At 36.8% G+C, this 16,117-nt stretch carries 14 protein-coding genes; 6 read left to right on the top strand and 8 right to left on the bottom strand.

Annotation, left to right across the window (positions count from 1 at the left end; translation table 11 throughout):
• Positions 1-238: 238 nt before the first annotated feature.
• Together ACP6PL_RS26285 and ACP6PL_RS26280 are read left to right on the top strand one after the other, a co-directional pair.
• Positions 239-736, top strand: a complete 498-nt coding sequence (locus ACP6PL_RS26285) for a GNAT family N-acetyltransferase (protein WP_426548291.1) — start codon at positions 239-241, stop codon at positions 734-736.
• 77 nt (positions 737-813) lie between these two features.
• The gene (locus tag ACP6PL_RS26280; RefSeq protein ID WP_426548290.1) at positions 814-1,995 is read left to right on the top strand and encodes an FtsW/RodA/SpoVE family cell cycle protein; all 1,182 of its coding nucleotides are present in this window, start codon (positions 814-816) and stop codon (positions 1,993-1,995) included.
• 37 nt (positions 1,996-2,032) lie between these two features.
• Here ACP6PL_RS26280 and ACP6PL_RS26275 read toward each other — a convergent pair whose 3' ends face one another.
• Entirely contained in the window at positions 2,033-2,695 is a 663-nt protein-coding gene (locus ACP6PL_RS26275; protein ID WP_426548289.1) for a Crp/Fnr family transcriptional regulator, read from the bottom strand.
• 610 nt (positions 2,696-3,305) lie between these two features.
• On the opposite strand from ACP6PL_RS26275, the gene ACP6PL_RS26270 reads away from it, so the two are divergent.
• The 3 genes from ACP6PL_RS26270 (at position 3,306) to ACP6PL_RS26260 (ending at position 4,796) form a co-directional block, all read left to right on the top strand.
• Complete coding sequence (locus tag ACP6PL_RS26270; protein WP_426548288.1) at positions 3,306-3,443, top strand: hypothetical protein; 138 nt, start codon at positions 3,306-3,308, stop codon at positions 3,441-3,443.
• Positions 3,444-3,567: 124 nt separating this feature from the next.
• Positions 3,568-3,690: a hypothetical protein gene (locus ACP6PL_RS26265; protein ID WP_426548287.1), complete on the top strand. Its 123-nt coding sequence runs from the start codon at positions 3,568-3,570 to the stop codon at positions 3,688-3,690.
• 461 nt (positions 3,691-4,151) lie between these two features.
• Complete coding sequence (locus ACP6PL_RS26260) at positions 4,152-4,796, top strand: WD40 repeat domain-containing protein (protein WP_426548286.1); 645 nt, start codon at positions 4,152-4,154, stop codon at positions 4,794-4,796.
• 478 nt (positions 4,797-5,274) lie between these two features.
• On the opposite strand, the gene ACP6PL_RS26255 is transcribed toward ACP6PL_RS26260, so the two are convergent.
• The 4 genes from ACP6PL_RS26255 to ACP6PL_RS26240 form a co-directional block, all read right to left on the bottom strand.
• On the bottom strand, positions 5,275-6,291 hold the full coding sequence (locus ACP6PL_RS26255) for a CHAD domain-containing protein (RefSeq protein ID WP_426548285.1): 1,017 nt from the start codon (positions 6,289-6,291) through the stop codon (positions 5,275-5,277).
• A 177-nt stretch (positions 6,292-6,468) separates the two neighbouring features.
• Positions 6,469-7,242 carry a sulfite exporter TauE/SafE family protein gene (locus ACP6PL_RS26250; RefSeq protein ID WP_426548284.1) on the bottom strand — a complete coding sequence of 258 codons (774 nt, stop codon included), beginning with the start codon at positions 7,240-7,242 and terminating at the stop codon, positions 6,469-6,471.
• Between the two features lie 358 nt (positions 7,243-7,600).
• Positions 7,601-8,320 carry an MBL fold metallo-hydrolase gene (locus ACP6PL_RS26245; protein WP_426548283.1) on the bottom strand — a complete coding sequence of 240 codons (720 nt, stop codon included), beginning with the start codon at positions 8,318-8,320 and terminating at the stop codon, positions 7,601-7,603.
• Between the two features lie 101 nt (positions 8,321-8,421).
• Entirely contained in the window at positions 8,422-11,778 is a 3,357-nt protein-coding gene (locus ACP6PL_RS26240) for a WD40 domain-containing protein (RefSeq protein WP_426548282.1), read from the bottom strand.
• A 465-nt stretch (positions 11,779-12,243) separates the two neighbouring features.
• On the opposite strand from ACP6PL_RS26240, the gene ACP6PL_RS26235 reads away from it, so the two are divergent.
• A complete protein-coding gene (locus tag ACP6PL_RS26235; RefSeq protein ID WP_426548281.1) occupies positions 12,244-13,071 on the top strand; it encodes an SDR family oxidoreductase in 828 nt (275 codons plus the stop codon).
• A gap of 376 nt (positions 13,072-13,447) precedes the next feature.
• Here the strand turns inward: ACP6PL_RS26235 and proC are convergent, their stop codons facing one another.
• From proC to ACP6PL_RS26220, 3 genes are all read right to left on the bottom strand, one after another.
• Positions 13,448-14,275: a pyrroline-5-carboxylate reductase gene (proC, locus tag ACP6PL_RS26230; protein ID WP_426548280.1), complete on the bottom strand. Its 828-nt coding sequence runs from the start codon at positions 14,273-14,275 to the stop codon at positions 13,448-13,450.
• A 149-nt stretch (positions 14,276-14,424) separates the two neighbouring features.
• Positions 14,425-15,063 carry a cell division protein SepF gene (locus ACP6PL_RS26225; protein WP_426548279.1) on the bottom strand — a complete coding sequence of 213 codons (639 nt, stop codon included), beginning with the start codon at positions 15,061-15,063 and terminating at the stop codon, positions 14,425-14,427.
• Between the two features lie 275 nt (positions 15,064-15,338).
• Positions 15,339-16,013, bottom strand: a complete 675-nt coding sequence (locus ACP6PL_RS26220) for a YggS family pyridoxal phosphate-dependent enzyme (RefSeq protein WP_426548278.1) — start codon at positions 16,011-16,013, stop codon at positions 15,339-15,341.
• Positions 16,014-16,117: the final 104 nt, after the last annotated feature.

Raw genomic sequence — 16,117 nt, 5'->3', positions numbered from 1 at the left:
AGGGGAGGCTTTAAACCAGAATTATTTAATTATTAATAATTAATAATTGGGTAAATCCCTTTCACTCTCAGAAACAAAACTACAAAAATCACTACTTGTACACCACTACCAAATATTATTGTAGTTTTTAGTTTGTATAAACTTATATGCCTAGTGAGGGATTAGTTTTAAATTCTCAATTCTCAATTCTCAATTCTCAATTCAGATAACTGTATTCCCTACTCCCTATTCCCTAAAAATGAAAAAATATTATCGTGAATTTTTAATTAGAAATTGGCAACCAAATGACCGTCAAATAGCAGCAAATATTATAGGTTTTGTTCTTGCAGAATATAGTCTAAGCTGGGAACCTGAAGGAGCAGATCGAGATGTTTTAGAAGTAGAAAAATTTTATCAAAATATAGGAGGAGAATTTTGGGTAATAGAACGACAAGGAAAAATAGTCGGAACTGCTGCATATTATCCAATTAAACGAGCTGATAAAGCAGTCGAAATTAGAAAAATGTACTTATTACCAGAAATTAGAGGTCAAGGTTTAGGAAAATTCTTATTAAAAGAATTAGAAAAAAGAATTGCTGAATCTCAATTTCAAGAAATTTGGATAGAAACAGCAACAGTCTTGCAAGAAGCTGTTAAATTATATGAAAGTAATGGTTATCAGTTAACAACTGGTGTCGAAACAAAACGTTGCGATCGCGTTTATAAAAAAGTTTTAGATCGGACAAGTAGCTTATAGGTTTTAAGTTGTATAAACTTGCATACCTAGTCAGGGATTACTTATGCATTCTAAATTCTAAATTCTAAATTCTGACTATGGATTTACGTTATCTAATTCCTTTTTTTGACCCTAAAGTCCAAACATGGGCAATAGAAGCTAGATTATTACGATGGTTAACATTTATCTGGTTATGTATAGGTCTAGTAATATTATTTTCAGCTTCTTATGCTAGTGCTGCAACAGAATATGGAGATGGTCTATACTTCTTCAAACGCCAGTTAATATGGGTTTTGGTAGGCATGGTAGGATTCAATGTAGTTGTTTATACCCCCTTGTCTGCAATATTACAAAGTGCCAAAGTAGGTTTAATTCTGATACTTACTCTATTATTAATCACCTTGATACCAGGGGTAGGAACTACTATTAATGGAGCAACTCGCTGGATATCTTTAGGCCCAGTCATTATTCAACCCTCTGAACTCATGAAACCTTTTCTGGTACTACAAGCAGCTTATTTGTTTAGTAAATGGAATCGCTTGAGTTGGTTAGTTAGAATAACTTGGTTATCCATTTTTTCTTTGGTACTAGGATCTATTCTATTACAACCAAACTTGAGTACCACAGCTTTATGTGGTATAATTATCTGGTTTATTGCTTTTGCTGCTGGACTACCTTACTTCTATCTTGGAGGTATTGCTTTAGCTGGATTTCTTTTAGCTACTATTAGTGTCAGCATTAATGATTATCAAAGAAGGCGAATTCTTTCTTTTACAAATCCTTGGGCAGATGCAATGGGTGATGGTTATCAGTTGGTTCAAAGTTTACTAGCAGTTGCTTCTGGAGATATTTGGGGACGTGGTTTTGGACTATCTCAACAAAAGTTACATTTTCTCCCCATTCCCTATAGCGACTTTATATTTTCTGTTTATGCTGAAGAGTTTGGTTTTGTAGGCGCTTTAGTATTATTTCTCTTATTAACTGTCTACAGTATTCTTGCTCTCAAAGTTGCCTTCAAAGCCCGACTCATGGAACATCAGCTAGTAGCCATTGGAGTTATGATAGCCTTAGTAGGACAGTCTTTACTAAATATAGGTGTTGCTACTGGGGCATTACCCACTACAGGTTTACCATTACCACTATTTAGTTATGGTGGTAGTTCAATGATTGGTAGTTTGCTTTTAGCTGGACTATTAGTTCGAGTTGCTAGAGAAGAAAATCAGGCAGAGGTTTTAATATTAAAAGAACGTCGTTTACGACGGCGACACTATGTACAATAAATTTCCGACATTTTTTGTACTAGGTAGAAATAGTAAATTAAGTTCTGTAATTACTATTTCTATCAAATCCAAATAAATCTAATGAGTTGGCAAAATTCTCATTTTTCAAGATTAGATGGCGATCTTTATCTATAATCACCCACCCCTGCTGTTTTAATTTTCCTAATAGTCTGGTGACAGTTACTCGCGTTGTACCAATTGCAGCAGCAATATCTTGATGGGTTAAGCGAATATTTAACCTAGTACCATCACCCATACATTGACCAAATTCCTGCTTTAATAACAATAATAACTGATGCAGGCGGTCTTCTACTCGTCGTTGTCCAGCGATCGCTAATAAAGCCTCTGTTTGCTTAAATCGTCTTACTAACTGAGGTAACAACTCTTGGGTTAGTTTTGGGGAAGCCTCTATTTCAATCATCGTGTAGCACATTAAACAAACATCTGACAAAGCAGTTGCCCGATAGGTGTGCAAGTAGGAAAAACAACTGCCAAAGCACATAGAAGGCCCTGCCCAACCCAAAAGACCTTCTTCACCCAATGGATAAAGGTTACTGAGTCGTACTAAACCCTGACAAATTTGCCAAATACCTTGGGACATTAAAGGTATTGTTTCTCCTTTCTGATAAAAGTGTAGATGACTTTCAGTACCTACATGATGCTGATTGATATCTAGAATTGCTCTTGAAGTTGGAGCCATGTTTATATATTTTCACTTAACACAATACTTGTTTTTAATACACAGTATCGAGCTTATCTCAGCAAAGTAAAAGTTAGGTAATTAAAAGATTAGTAATAGGTTAAGCTTTTTGAAGTCAGAAGTCTGAAGCCAGAAGTCTGAAGTCAGAATTAAAAATTAGTGGCGAGTTTTAATCTCCCACTAATTTTAATTGGCTTAAATAAAATTTATAGCGGGGGTTTTATACCCTATTTCAAAATCGACGAAAGGCGAAATATAAAGTTAAAATTTTCAATTATTTCTGAAAAACTTCTGAGGAATGACTTGCTATTTCTGATGCGCGAAGGCAACCTTAACTCAGTCAGATAGGGGAGTCGTCGGGTTGGCAACCTACAGAAGTTGTTTTTGTCACGGGGATGCATGAGCAACCCTTCAAAAACATTTCGCCTTAAAAGGCGAGATTTTAGACCCAATTATTTTGATAAACATAATTTTTTTTAGATGAAATGGATTTTATATTTTTTCTGTTCTTAGCTCAAGTTTTGCCTGAAATCAAATCATGGAGTTAGCCCGGCATCGTGAGATTGATGCAGTTTTGGTTACTGAGTTAACTCGTTAGGGTCGTAGTACTTTGGATTTAATTCATACTTTACAGGATTTAAGTCACTGGGGAGTTTCTTTCATTACTCAAACTGGAACTCAGTTTGATTTAGAGACTCCTCAAGGAAAGTTGATTGCCTCACTTATAGCTTCTATTGCTGAAGCGTGAAAGAGATTTGGTACGAGAGCGAGTTCGTTCGGGTTTGGCTGCTGAAGAGAGCTAAGGGAAAAAGGTTAGGTCAAAACCAGGACAAAGAGTTAAATCTGATCGTCTTGCGCCTCAAGTGTTAAAGATGGTTAAGCTCGAATATTCTTATCGTGATATTGCTTCACAACTTCATTTGAGTAAGACTACTGTTTCAGACATTGTTAAACGACATCGAATGTATAAGGAGCAAAAGGATAGTGACAGTTGAAATCATTATTCCACAAAACTTTCACTATTGATAACATTTTTGTCACAGTTACTACTCAAACACCTTGTCCTGTACTTAGAAGTAAACAAGTTAAGTTTTGTATTGAATCTTTGTTTTTTGTGAATTTTAGTAATTTTATAACCTTTTTTTTTGTAAAATGGATATAAAACTGTATCCTTCAAATCTACCTGGTATTTTCTTTCAATTAGCTATACTGAGTAACGCTTATCATAATATCATAATTTTACTATTAGTGAGATAGATTCAAGTACAAGGTGGAAATCTTTATCAAAAACACAGTGATGGAGAGAGCTGGGAATGTTTAGGACAGCCATGTTCATCAGGCTCCTGTCCCAGTTGGATAAAATTTTAAATTGCCAAAAATAATTTTTGAATATTTAGGATAAAAAACCATGAGAGAACTATCACATCTTTTTATTCTATTCCCTTTGTTAACTTTAATGAACTTCGGCATTATACAAAAAAACAATACTGTAAATGCTCAAACTGTTCGAGGACAGAAGATTGGTCATGCTAATAATATAGTTTCAATGACAGCTACAAATGGATACCTTTTTTCTGTTACACGAGATAATAAGTTATGGTTACGACCAGCAGAACCTTCTCCGATTAATTGGCAACATATAGGTCATGCCAATGATGTTACTGCTTTAGCAGGTGTTGGTAGTAATTTATATGTAACAACAAGAGATAATAAACTCTGGGTTAGATCTACCAATCGTGGAGACGAGAATTGGACACATATAGGTCATGCTAATAATATTACAGCTATGGCAGGTGTTAATGGTAAACTTTTTGCTACTACATCCGATAACAAACTTTGGGTCAGATCTGCTAATCGTAGAGACGAGCCTTGGACACGTATAGGTCATGCGAATAATATTGTAGATATGGGATGTTATAACAACGGATTAGTTGCAGTTGATACCAATGGCACAATCTGGGTTCGACCACCTGTTTCTAAAGAAGTAAATTGGGAAAAAGTTGGAACAGCAAGAAACACGGTTGGTATAGCTGCTCTGAGAGGAGATGTATTTTTTGTTAAAGGATCTGACAATTCATTGAATATGTTTGATTTACAATAAAAAGTCAGTGAAATCACTTCTTATCAGAACTTCCCCCCTGATAAAAATAGCTAAATGACCACCCAGAGGTAGTTAAAGGCGATTTTCAACTCCCAGTTACTGGGTACAATAGCTCTGAGGCTTGACCAGTGAAGTGTTCTGATGAATTTACCTGAAGTTCTGAAGGATGGAACAATGCGACGCGCGATGCTGAACCTGAAGATGAACTAGCAGAAAAGGAGATTTGGTAAAGTGATGTATATTTTCTGTACATCAGCTACAGAGGTCTGAAAAGAATACCTGGAAAGAAATACAGCCTTAGCGTGGTTTTCTGTACAGTTGCTACTCAAACCCCTATAACATTAGCAGTAAAAGGTTACAGCTTTTAACATCCTCCCGATGGTGCGCTTGAACGACAACGAAAATGTTTTTCCCACTGCTGCCTTTTGCCATATAAACTTTTGCCTGTTATCTGCTATATATATAAACTCATCCAAACTTATGCCACAGGTCGCAATAATTCTGAGCGGAAATTTTGTCGAACTTGAATATTAAGATACCGTCTTTGCAAAACTTGCCATTTCCGCAACGCTTGCTCCCGACTTTGTTTAAGTTGCTTTGCCAAGTTGGGAAGAACTTTTTCAATGTTACATTGCAATATCTTTTCTAGAAATTCTCTTAAAACTGCACTATCTTGAATATCACCAAGATATTCTTGGAGTTCTTTCATATCTTTTAAATAAGCCTCATAAGTTGAACCATAAAATTCAGTAAACAAACTCATCTGGTAACGAACTCGCTTTACTTCTTTGCGCAAACTATGTAGGTTTTCCTCCTCAGTATCACTAATATTGATAGAATAATTATCATTCTTAATTTTCACAGATTGGTATTTAGAATTAGTTTTTTGTAACAAGAAATCCTGATTATCACTTGTTTCTAAATCCTCTTTTTCTACCCCGACTAACCAACCAGGATGAAGAAATAATTGACTAATTTCTGGTAATAATAAATCTGGTAATACTTCTTGAATTGGTAGTAGAGAAATATCTGTATAAATTGGGCTATCTAACCACTGCTGCAATTTCTGTTTTAACATTAGATAACTCTTGTCTCCCAGTATTACTTTTACTTTTTTAAAAGCGTGGCGACGCTGTTTTCGCAACTGCTGCATAGCTTTATCCAGCTCGACTTGCTCTAGAGTAGGTAAATTTGGTTTATAACGATTTTCTAGAGCTTCTAAAAGTACATCTAAATCCCTTAAACCCCCTAAACAACGAGCAATTTTACCAATATTTTGATCTTGAGCAGCTTTTGGTAAAGTTACAACAGGTCCAAAACCTTGAGCAGCAGAGCGTAAACGACGCATACCCACCCGCATTTGATGGAGTTGCTCTGGGTCTTGATCTTTGAGTACCTCTGGTTCATGTTTCAGAGTTTTCTGAAAATGCTTTTCAAAGGCTAAGGATGCCCAGTCTCCAAGACTATTGACTTTCGGCAATACTTGTGTTGTCATAGTTAATTGTCACCCTAACTCAACTTAGGCAGTGATTTTTACAATATTCTGCCAAACTATTATAGTAACACTTTTTTTTGCTTATTAACAAATTGTTTTGTTTAGAGTTTGTTGAATAAGTATTAAACCTTGAATTAAAGGGAAAAATATCTCGTTTTTTCGTAAGTGTTTGCTATATCAGCCTAAATCAAAAATCAAATGTTGAGTTAAAATCGAAACAGCTATAGCAAGCACAAAATAACCAAATCCCTTCTTAAGTTGTTTGGCTTCAATCAATTTAGTTAAATAAGCACCAATAACAATACCAACTCCTGCTGCAAGTGTAAAAGAAACAATTAAATTAAAATTCAAAACCACTCGATCTAAATAACCTGCAAACCCAGTTACTGACTTAAAGGCAATAATCAGTAAGGACGTGCCGATCGCTTCCTTCATCGGAATTCCACCGAAAAGTACCAAAGCCGGAATAATCACAAATCCCCCACCAATACCTACAAAACCTGTGATAGTTCCTACTCCTAAGCCTTCCAGCATCATCGTCAATCTATGATTCTTAGGTGAATGTGGTAATTTATGCAACTGATTTAGCTGACCCCAAATCATTGACACGCTGGCAACTAGCATCATTATGGCAAAAGCAATCAGTTGAATAGTATCTGTAATCAGTGGCAGTAAAGCTAGACGGGCTCCCAAAAAAGCCCCCAACATTGCAGGTGGAGTGAAAATGATGGCAGCTTTGAAGTTGACATTTCCCTGTAACCAATGAGGAATTAGCCCTATTAAACTTACTATACCCACCATCACAAAACTCATGGCAATAGCTTCTTTGGCATCCAATCCCATAACATAGATTAAAACTGGAATTGCCAACATAGAACCGCCACCGCCAATTAATCCTAGAGTCATGCCAATAGCAACTGCTAGGAAATGACCAATAATCCAAACTAACATAAGTAATACCGTTTCACGGAAGTCATCCATTCATACATTGAGTCCGTAATTCTCAGGTATCCATTTCCTTTCCTTCGGAATGCTACGCACACGGAAAGGCCACGCTAACAGAATGTAAGACGCACTCAAGACAGTCAAAGGTCATGCATCAAGATTTTAGAGGCTAAAAACTTTGACCATACAGTAATTTCAGGAAATTATTTCACATTTAAAGTTTAAAACTATTTGTGACATCTTTAAAGTGATTTGCTACAAATGTAAATATAACTTATGTCATTTTTGGTAAAATACTTAATAATAGTAGCTCTGGTTGTTGCGCTAACCCGTGTCCAATTTATTCGGCTTCAGTAGTAAGGCACTAGAAAGGGCGAAGTTTTAAATCCAAATTATCGGTGATTTTACCACAGTTTTGATTTGCTGGCACAACTTCTGCCATTTTTTTAGGGTAAGGTAAATTTAAGGTGGCCATAAATTGAATAAAGTTAAAGCGATCGCGACCGACAAAACGTGGATTAAATTGTTTTTCTTCCCCAATGCTAGAAACAGTTTGACCTTTGTAGTCGTGACCAGGATAAACTAAAGTATCATCAGGAAGTGTAAATAACTTTTGAGTGACTACATCATATAAGACTCCTGCATCTCCCCCTTGAAAATCTGTCCTACCACAACCTCTAATCAATAGTGAGTCTCCTGTCAGTAGGTATTTGTTGTTTACTAAATAGGCTAAATGGCTATCTGTATGACCGGGAGTAGCGATCGCCTGAATCTGAATTTCTCCTACTTCCAATATTTTTCCCTCGTCCAGAAAGTGATCGGCACAAGTCACTTGAGCGTTTTTTGGCACAACACTTAAACATCCTGTGACTGTCTTTAGTTTTCCAGTTCCTGTAATATGGTCTGCGTGAATGTGCGTTTCCAAGCAATAGCGTAGTTGTAATCCTAATTCTGTTAATAATTTCAAGTCTCGTTCGACCTGTTCAAACACTGGATCGATTAACACTGCTGTTTTATTTGCCTCATCGGCGAATAGATAAGTATAGGTACTTGTTATTGGGTCTATTAGTTGTCGAAATAGCATTTGCTTGCTGATTTATTAAAATAAATATTCAGAAATTTTAGTATAAAGCTAAAGTTATTGCCATATTGATACTCCCAATTTTTGATTTACAGAATTGAACATCAAAAATTTTCACATAGCTGGCGATCGCTCTGATTAACATTAGGATTATTTTTCAGATAATCTCCCACCCACTCACAACCCAGTTTCATTAGACTGTCAAAATTGAGATTCCATAAAATCACACTGCCATCTTTACTACCAGAAGCGAGAATTTTACCATCAGGGCTAAAGCTAACATTATTAACAATATCACTATGCCCAATAAAAGTGTGCAACTCTTTCCCTTCTAGACTCCAAAGTTTAACAGTGTAGTCAGCAGCAGCAGCAAGAGTTCTTCCATCAGGACTAAAAATTACACCACAAACTACACCATAGACTATATTAATATGTCCGTAGATAGTATTTAATTCTCTACCATCAATACTCCAGAGTTTAATACTACGGTCCCAACTGCTAGAAGCAAGAGTTTGACCATCTGGTGAAAAACTGAGACTCAAGACCATACCCTTATGATCATAGAGGGTTTTTAGTAACTTACCATCAACATTCCAAAGTTTAATAGTTCTATCTAAACTACCAGAAGCTATTATCTTACCATCATGACTAAAACTGATACAGCGCACAGCATCATCATGTCCGGTGAAAGTTTGTAACTCCCTACCATTAATACTCCAGAGTTTGATAGTATTATCTAAACTACCAGAGGCAAGAGTTTGACCATTAGGATTAAAGCAAATAGTAGTAACTACACTTTCATGTCCGGTGAAAGTTTGTAGCTCTCTACCATCTAGACTCCACAGTTTGATAGTATTGTCTCCACTAGCTGTCGCTAAAATTTGACCGTTTGGACTAAAACTCATACTCCTAACTGGCTGAGTGTGCCCAATAATAGTTTGTAGCTCTCTACCATCTAGACTCCAGAGTTTAATAGTGTTGTCACTACTAGCAGTAGCCAACATTTCAAAAGTGGGATTGAAAATTACACAATTAATACCCCCTTGATGTCCTCTAATAATTAGCTGGTTTCTAGTCTTGAGATTCCATATTTTAATATTAGTATCTTTACTAGCAGAAGCAATAAATCTACCACTAGGACTAAAATTGACCTGCTGAACAAAACTATAATGTCCAGTAAAAGTTTGCAGTTCCTTACCATCAAGACTCCATAATTTAATACTGCGATCACTACTAGCAGAAGCAATAGTTTGTCCATCAGGGCTAAAACTAATTCCATTTACCCAATCTTTGTGACCGCTGAAAGTTTGTAATTCCTTACCATCAAGGTTCCATAGCTTGATAGTATTGTCGCTACTGCCAGAAGCTAGGAATTGACCATCAGGACTAAAACAAACTGTCTTAACAGCTCTACTGTGAGCTGTAAAACTTTGCTGTTGCCTACCATCAATACCCCAAATTTTAATGCTTCCGTCATCACTGCCAGATGCAATAATTTCACCATTGGGGCTAAAACTCACTTTTCTCACAGCATAGGTATGTCCAGTTAATGTTTGTAATTCTTCTCCCATTAAACTCCAAACTTTTATAGTTTTATCATCACTACCAGAAACAATAATTTTACTATCCGGACTAAAACTAACAGTAGTAATAGGTTTGCTATGTCCAGTTAAAGTTTGTAGTTGTTGCCCAGAGATACTCCAGACTTTAATTGTTTCATCGTCACTACCAGAAACAATAATTTGACTGTCTGAGCTAAAACTAATATCTCTAACTCGGCTACCATGTCCAGTGAGAGTTTCTAGTAGTTTACCTCCTGAACTCCAAAGTTTAATAGTGCAATCTCGACTAGCAGAAGCAATTATTTTGCCATCAGGACTGAAACAAACACTATTTACTCCATCTTTATGCCCTTCCAAACGATTACGCTCTTTGACTCCATAGACTGCCTGATGCAGTGCTGTTACCACCAGCATTTCAGCATCAGCTTTTGTTCTAATTGATTTGGATAATGATTGTAGAATTTTGGCTGCCCTTAATGCTTCTAGTAATGCCTCAAAGTCCTGGCCAGCGAGAAATAGTGTTTTTGATGAGGCACTTTTGAGTAATACTTCTAATATCTGATTTGCCTCAGCTAATATTTGAGCTGCTTGTCTTTCTGCTGCTAATGTCCGTTGCATTTCTTGTTTATCTAGTTCTTGACTTGCTGTTAAAAACTGATAATCTTGGTCACTTAAACTCTTAGCTGCTGCCCATGCTAGAGCTTCCTGTAAAGCTTGACCCCGCAAAAGTCGCGACTCATCCTGATAACCAGAAGCTAACCAAGCAACAAAAGCTTCTGAATAAGGTCGCAAAGTCGCTAATTCTTTCTCTACCCAAGTAACATTAAATACTGACTGATAAATGCGGTTAGCTACTATCAATTTACCTTCATACTTTACTACTAAACCAGTCAGTCGCAGTTCCATTTGTTCAGAACTATCATCTGCTACTACCTCCCCACTATTCAAAATCTGTTGATACAAGCCTAATAACCGACTTGCCCGTTTTTCATTAACTAAAAGGCGATCGCTTATGGTCTTTAAATGTTCTGGATCGTCATGTATCCGCCAATTTTCAATAATTTGCTTTTGTACTAAATTCTCTACCCATTCTGCTTCTTGATTTTGCAGAATAAAATATCCATATTTCTGAATTAAATTGCACAATTTTTGAGTTAAAAAAGGTTGCCCTCCTGTCCAAAATAATACAGCTTCTAATAACTGATCGATATCTTCACTTTTGTCTTTCAAACCCCTGCCCAAAGCAGCTACTTCCGACATTTTAAAACCAGTTAATTCTATAGGTATACCAATATTAAAAGGAGTGCGTTTTTTATCCTTAATTAAATCGGCTGGAGTGGCGACACCAATCATTACAAAAGTTAATCTTTTGTACTCAGGATTATCGGCTCTTTTGTTATAACAATCTCTAATTACAGCAAAAAAATCATCAATATTAAAAGGTAGGCTGAGGGTACTATCAATTTCATCAATAAAAATTACAATATTTTGTTTAACAGTAGGCAGCAAAAAATCTCTGATAAACTTACTAAAACGTTTGACATTCGAGAGTCTATTTGTAAGTAACCACCACTCATCAATATCAAAAAAATCATCTAAATTTAAACTACTGACAATACTATCAATAACTCCAGCATACCATTGCTCAGGAGTAACTTCCCAAGTACCAACTTCTGTAATATCAATAGTTGCACAAGCAATTCCTTCTGCTTCCAATCTTTGTCTAGTTTTAACTCGCAAACTAGATTTACCCATTTGACGGCAGTTCAATACATAACAAAATTCTCCTGTTTTTAAACCTTGATAAAGTTGTTCATCGGCAAGTCTTGTTACATAAGTCGGAGCATCCGGGGGTAAACTACCTCCGACTTGATAAATTGAATTTTCTCCTAGATTCATAATACTAATAAAAATCCCCCTATAATTAAGAGTCAAAAATTGTTATAGCAATTCTAATAATTAGAAGAGTAATTAGTATTGAGCTGGTAGTTGGGCTTTAGCTCTAAGATGATGATGGGCTAAAGCCCAACTACAAACAAAAAAATTATTATAATGCGCTTATCCAAACATAATATTACTATTTAAGGAGCAGAGCTAACTCTTAATAGCTAAGTTACCATATTTTAACTCAATCATATCAAATCCGGTTAATTGCACATAGAATCTGGTCATAGGATATGTGTTGATAATTTTTTCAATTACTTTAATAGATATCTCGCTAAATTCCCCACCGGAGAGTGTTTACGGGTTTGTCTCCATCTCCCCATCTCCCCATCTCCCTATCCCCCCAACCATATAATAAGTATTCAATCGGATTTGATATCAGGTATAGTATCAAAAGTAAGTAATATTGGGAAAAACAGAATGAAAATAGCAATTATTGGTTGTGGTTATGTGGGCACTGCAATTGCCAAACTATGGAATGAGAAAGGTCATCAATTAACTGTAACTACTACCACCCCAGAACGAGTTTCAGAACTAAAAAATATAACACCACAAGTAGTAGTAATGAAAGGCAATGACTCTAACGCCATGGAGGATGTATTGCAAAATCAAGAAGTGGTATTGTTGAGTGTAGGTTTTCGCTCTCATATTGGTATGGAGTACAAACAAACTTATCTAGAAACTGCCCACACTCTAGTAACTGCCTTGAAAAAAACTCCAATTGTACAGCAAGTAATTTATACAGCTAGTTACTCAGTTTATGGTGACAAAAATGGTGAGTGGGTAGATGAAAATTCCCCCGTTACCCCTGCAACTGATAGTGGAAAAATTCTCCATGAAACTGAACAGGTGTTATTATCCGCATCCACTCCTCAACAACGGATGTGTATTCTACGTTTAGGGGGAATTTACGGTCCAAACCGAGAGTTACGGAAAATTTTCAGTAGGTGGGAAGGTAAAACTCGTCCTGGGAGTGGCGATGATGTTACAAATTGGATTCATTTAGATGATATTGTGGGAGCATTAGAGTTTGCTAGGGAAAAACGGTTGGAGGGTATTTACAATTTGGTGGGTAATGTACCGATGATTAGTCGAGAATTACTTGATGGTTTACACAAATATCAAGGTTTAGGAGAGATTTATTGGGATGCTTCAACCCCTTCAACACGCCCTTTTAATGCTAGAGTATCAAATCAAAAATTGAGGGATGAAGGTTTTGAGTTAATTCATCCGGAAATTGTCTTGTAATATCATGTAGGGTTGAATAGTTATAAATAAGAAGGGAGGAGTCAGGAGTCAGGAGTCATTTCAGTTATCACTTATCAGTATCTCCTGCTGTTTGCGGAGCATTCCGTAGGAAACCAGGAGGCTTGAAATACGGAATATTCTTTTCTCTTGGGATTATATGGCGAGGAAACCTCGCCATATAATCCTTCGGAATGTTCCGCAAACGACCGCTTTTTATCCCCTTAAAAGAGGATGCTTGAGACCCAAATTTTTCGGTCAGGAGTCAGGAGTCAGGAGTGAAGAGGGCAAAAAGAAAGTATAAAAAGGAGAAACTTTTTTTATTTCTAATTAGGGTTTGCTCTCAATTCTCAATTCTCAATTCTCAATTCTCAATTCGTTAACTATTTCCCAACTCCTGAGACCTTTCTTTTGCTGCCAAGACTGCTTCGATGATAGCAGAACGAAAACCAGCACTTTCTAACTCAGCAATTCCAGTAATAGTTGTTCCTCCAGGACTTGTTACCCGATCTTTCAACTGTGCAGGGTGCATTCCTGACTCCTGTAATAAAAATGCTGTTCCCAGGACTGTTTGCAATGCCAACTTGTAAGCGATCGCCCTGGGCAAACCAGCACAAACTCCCCCATCTGTCAAGGATTCTATAAAAATTGTTATATAACCAGGTCCAGAACCAGATACCGCTGTAACTGCATCCATTAAAGTTTCTGGCACTTCCACTGCCTGGCCTACAGATTCAAAAATGCGAGTAGCTAACTGTTTTTGCTCTGGTTGCACATTCTGCCCCGCAGCTATCGCACTCATCCCTGAACCTACTGTTGCTGGAGCATTCGGCATCACTCTAACTACAGGTTGTCCTGGAAAAGCTGCTTCCAACTTTTGTAAAGGCACGCCTGCCATAATTGAAATTAGCAAAGGTAAAGTTTTTGTCTGACTATCAACCTGCCAGTCTCCCAGTTGTGATACAACATTATCAAATATTTGAGGTTTAACCGCCAACAACAATGCCTCCGTTGTACTTGTCATTACTAGACGATTATCTGTAGTTACCTCTACGCCATATTCTTTCCCTAAAAAATCCCGCCTTTGTTCCTGGGGTTCACTAACTAAAATTTCTGAAGCTTGATAAACTTTTTTTTCCACTAAGCAGGATAACAAAGCCTCTCCCATTACCCCACCACCGATTAAACCTAACTTAGCAGTTACCATTTTTTAAATTAAAAAATATTATAAAAAATATTATAAATTAGGAATTGGGAATGGAGTTGATTAGATATTATTTAAAAATAAAAAATATACTCTACTGGGAAATTATATTTTTACTTTACGATCTTAACTCCATACCCAAAATTCCTTAACTATTGCATCATCTGAATTTGCTCGGGTTGCCAAACTTGAGACCCAGAAGTCCCCACACGAGGGCGCGGTTGAGTCTGTGACATTTCGTTGACTACACCGGCTTGAGTTCTGACTTGCACACAGCTTGGTGTAAACAGAAAAATACTTTCTCCGATGCGTTCTTGATGACCATCAAGAGCATAAGTACCCCCTGCTACAAAGTCCACTGCTCTTTGAGCTTGATCTGGGTCCATAATTGTTAAATTTAAAACCACAGATTTACGCTCTCTTAAAGCCCGAATTGCTTGAGGCATTTCTTCAAAAGTTCGTGGTTCTAGAACCACAACTTCTGACATTCCGTTTAAAGCGCCTGGCATTCCAATTACATTATTCATAACTGATGATCCCATTCCAGATTCTTGTTTAACAACTCCAGTAGTACCTGTGCTGACATTAGCTGCCGTCGCAGCACTGGCCCGATTTCTTAATCGGCGGTTACTGCGACTTTCCTCTTCAGCAGGTACAGCAGCAGGAGGTTGCTGTTGTGGAGGATAAACACTTTGATACTGTTCTCCTTCCATTTCATCGTAATCATATTCGTACTCAACTGGTTCGTTGAGTCCGACAAAATCTCTTAGTTTGGAAAAAAGACTATTCACTGTTATAATTCTCCGATACTATTTAGTTAACAAATACTAATACTTGTTAACAAATGCACACTTGGACTAAATTCAAGTGAGAGTGTATCTACCAAATGCTTGAGATTTAAAAATCTAGAGGTCTTAATTTTTACATCTCTACAGATGAAAATTGGGCTTATTATTTGGTTAACCCAGCACATAAATGATAAATCCACTTATGCTTTAAGCCTCGCAACTCGCTTGGTAGTGTACTATATTTTTACTTTTTAAGTTGTATTGGATATAATATCAGCTTATTTAATCCTCCTCTCACCAAATAAAGTTCTACCTAGTCTCACCATAGTAGCACCGGCAGATATAGCTAGATTATAATCCTCTGACATTCCCATTGACAGCTCATGGATTTTTAGATTAGACAAATTTTTTTGGCTAATTTCCTGAGCTAACTCCTGAGTTTTCTCAAATACAGATAGGATTTGTAAATCGTCTAATCCTTGGGGTGGAATAGTCATTAAACCTTTAATTTTCAAGTTTTGACATTGATTTAACTCTGTTAAGTCAGTCATTAATTCTGGTATGCTCCACCCATATTTGTTAGGATCAGGTAAAATTTTAATTTGTAGGCAGATATTAGGACTACAAGATAACTCTTCTGCTATACTGTCAAGGCGTTTGGCCAGTTTCAAGCTATCTACAGAATGAATCCATTGAAACTGCTTTAAGGCTTTTACTACCTTGTTAGTTTGCAAGTGGCCAATTAAATGCCAGGTAATATCTGGTAAATCTTGTAGTTGAGCTTGCTTTGCTTCTGCTTCTTGAACTCTATTTTCCCCAAAATCCCGTATTCCTGCTGCATAAGCAGTACGAATAGTATCAGCCGATACCTGTTTAGTGACGGCAATTAACCGTACTGACTCAGGTAAGTTGGAGTGGATATTGGTAATACGTTCAGCAATGGGCTCAACCATTTTATCTCTTGATTTGAGAATGTTTTATTATAATTTTGGCCGAAGAGCTGCGATCTCTGTCAATAGATCCTCCTATGGGAAGACCAATTAACGTTGTGCTTCTC

This window comes from Dapis purpurea BLCC-M126 (genome assembly GCF_050015975.1).
In the GTDB taxonomy this organism is placed as follows: domain Bacteria; phylum Cyanobacteriota; class Cyanobacteriia; order Cyanobacteriales; family Microcoleaceae; genus Trichodesmium.
This window is presented reverse-complemented; position numbering and strand designations above follow the sequence as displayed.

What these genes read in the sequence shown, in the direction of transcription:
- ACP6PL_RS26255 (WP_426548285.1), bottom strand. Translation starts at nt 6,291, where the DNA reads ATGACAACACAAGTATTGCCGAAAGTCAATAGTCTTGGAGACTGGGCA.
- ACP6PL_RS26280 (WP_426548290.1), top strand. Translation starts at nt 814, where the DNA reads ATGGATTTACGTTATCTAATTCCTTTTTTTGACCCTAAAGTCCAAACA.
- ACP6PL_RS26285 (WP_426548291.1), top strand. Translation starts at nt 239, where the DNA reads ATGAAAAAATATTATCGTGAATTTTTAATTAGAAATTGGCAACCAAAT.
- ACP6PL_RS26235 (WP_426548281.1), top strand. Translation starts at nt 12,244, where the DNA reads ATGAAAATAGCAATTATTGGTTGTGGTTATGTGGGCACTGCAATTGCC.
- ACP6PL_RS26250 (WP_426548284.1), bottom strand. Translation starts at nt 7,242, where the DNA reads ATGTTAGTTTGGATTATTGGTCATTTCCTAGCAGTTGCTATTGGCATG.
- ACP6PL_RS26220 (WP_426548278.1), bottom strand. Translation starts at nt 16,013, where the DNA reads ATGGTTGAGCCCATTGCTGAACGTATTACCAATATCCACTCCAACTTA.
- ACP6PL_RS26260 (WP_426548286.1), top strand. Translation starts at nt 4,152, where the DNA reads ATGAACTTCGGCATTATACAAAAAAACAATACTGTAAATGCTCAAACT.
- proC (WP_426548280.1), bottom strand. Translation starts at nt 14,275, where the DNA reads ATGGTAACTGCTAAGTTAGGTTTAATCGGTGGTGGGGTAATGGGAGAG.
- ACP6PL_RS26265 (WP_426548287.1), top strand. Translation starts at nt 3,568, where the DNA reads ATGGTTAAGCTCGAATATTCTTATCGTGATATTGCTTCACAACTTCAT.
- ACP6PL_RS26245 (WP_426548283.1), bottom strand. Translation starts at nt 8,320, where the DNA reads ATGCTATTTCGACAACTAATAGACCCAATAACAAGTACCTATACTTAT.
- ACP6PL_RS26275 (WP_426548289.1), bottom strand. Translation starts at nt 2,695, where the DNA reads ATGGCTCCAACTTCAAGAGCAATTCTAGATATCAATCAGCATCATGTA.
- ACP6PL_RS26240 (WP_426548282.1), bottom strand. Translation starts at nt 11,778, where the DNA reads ATGAATCTAGGAGAAAATTCAATTTATCAAGTCGGAGGTAGTTTACCC.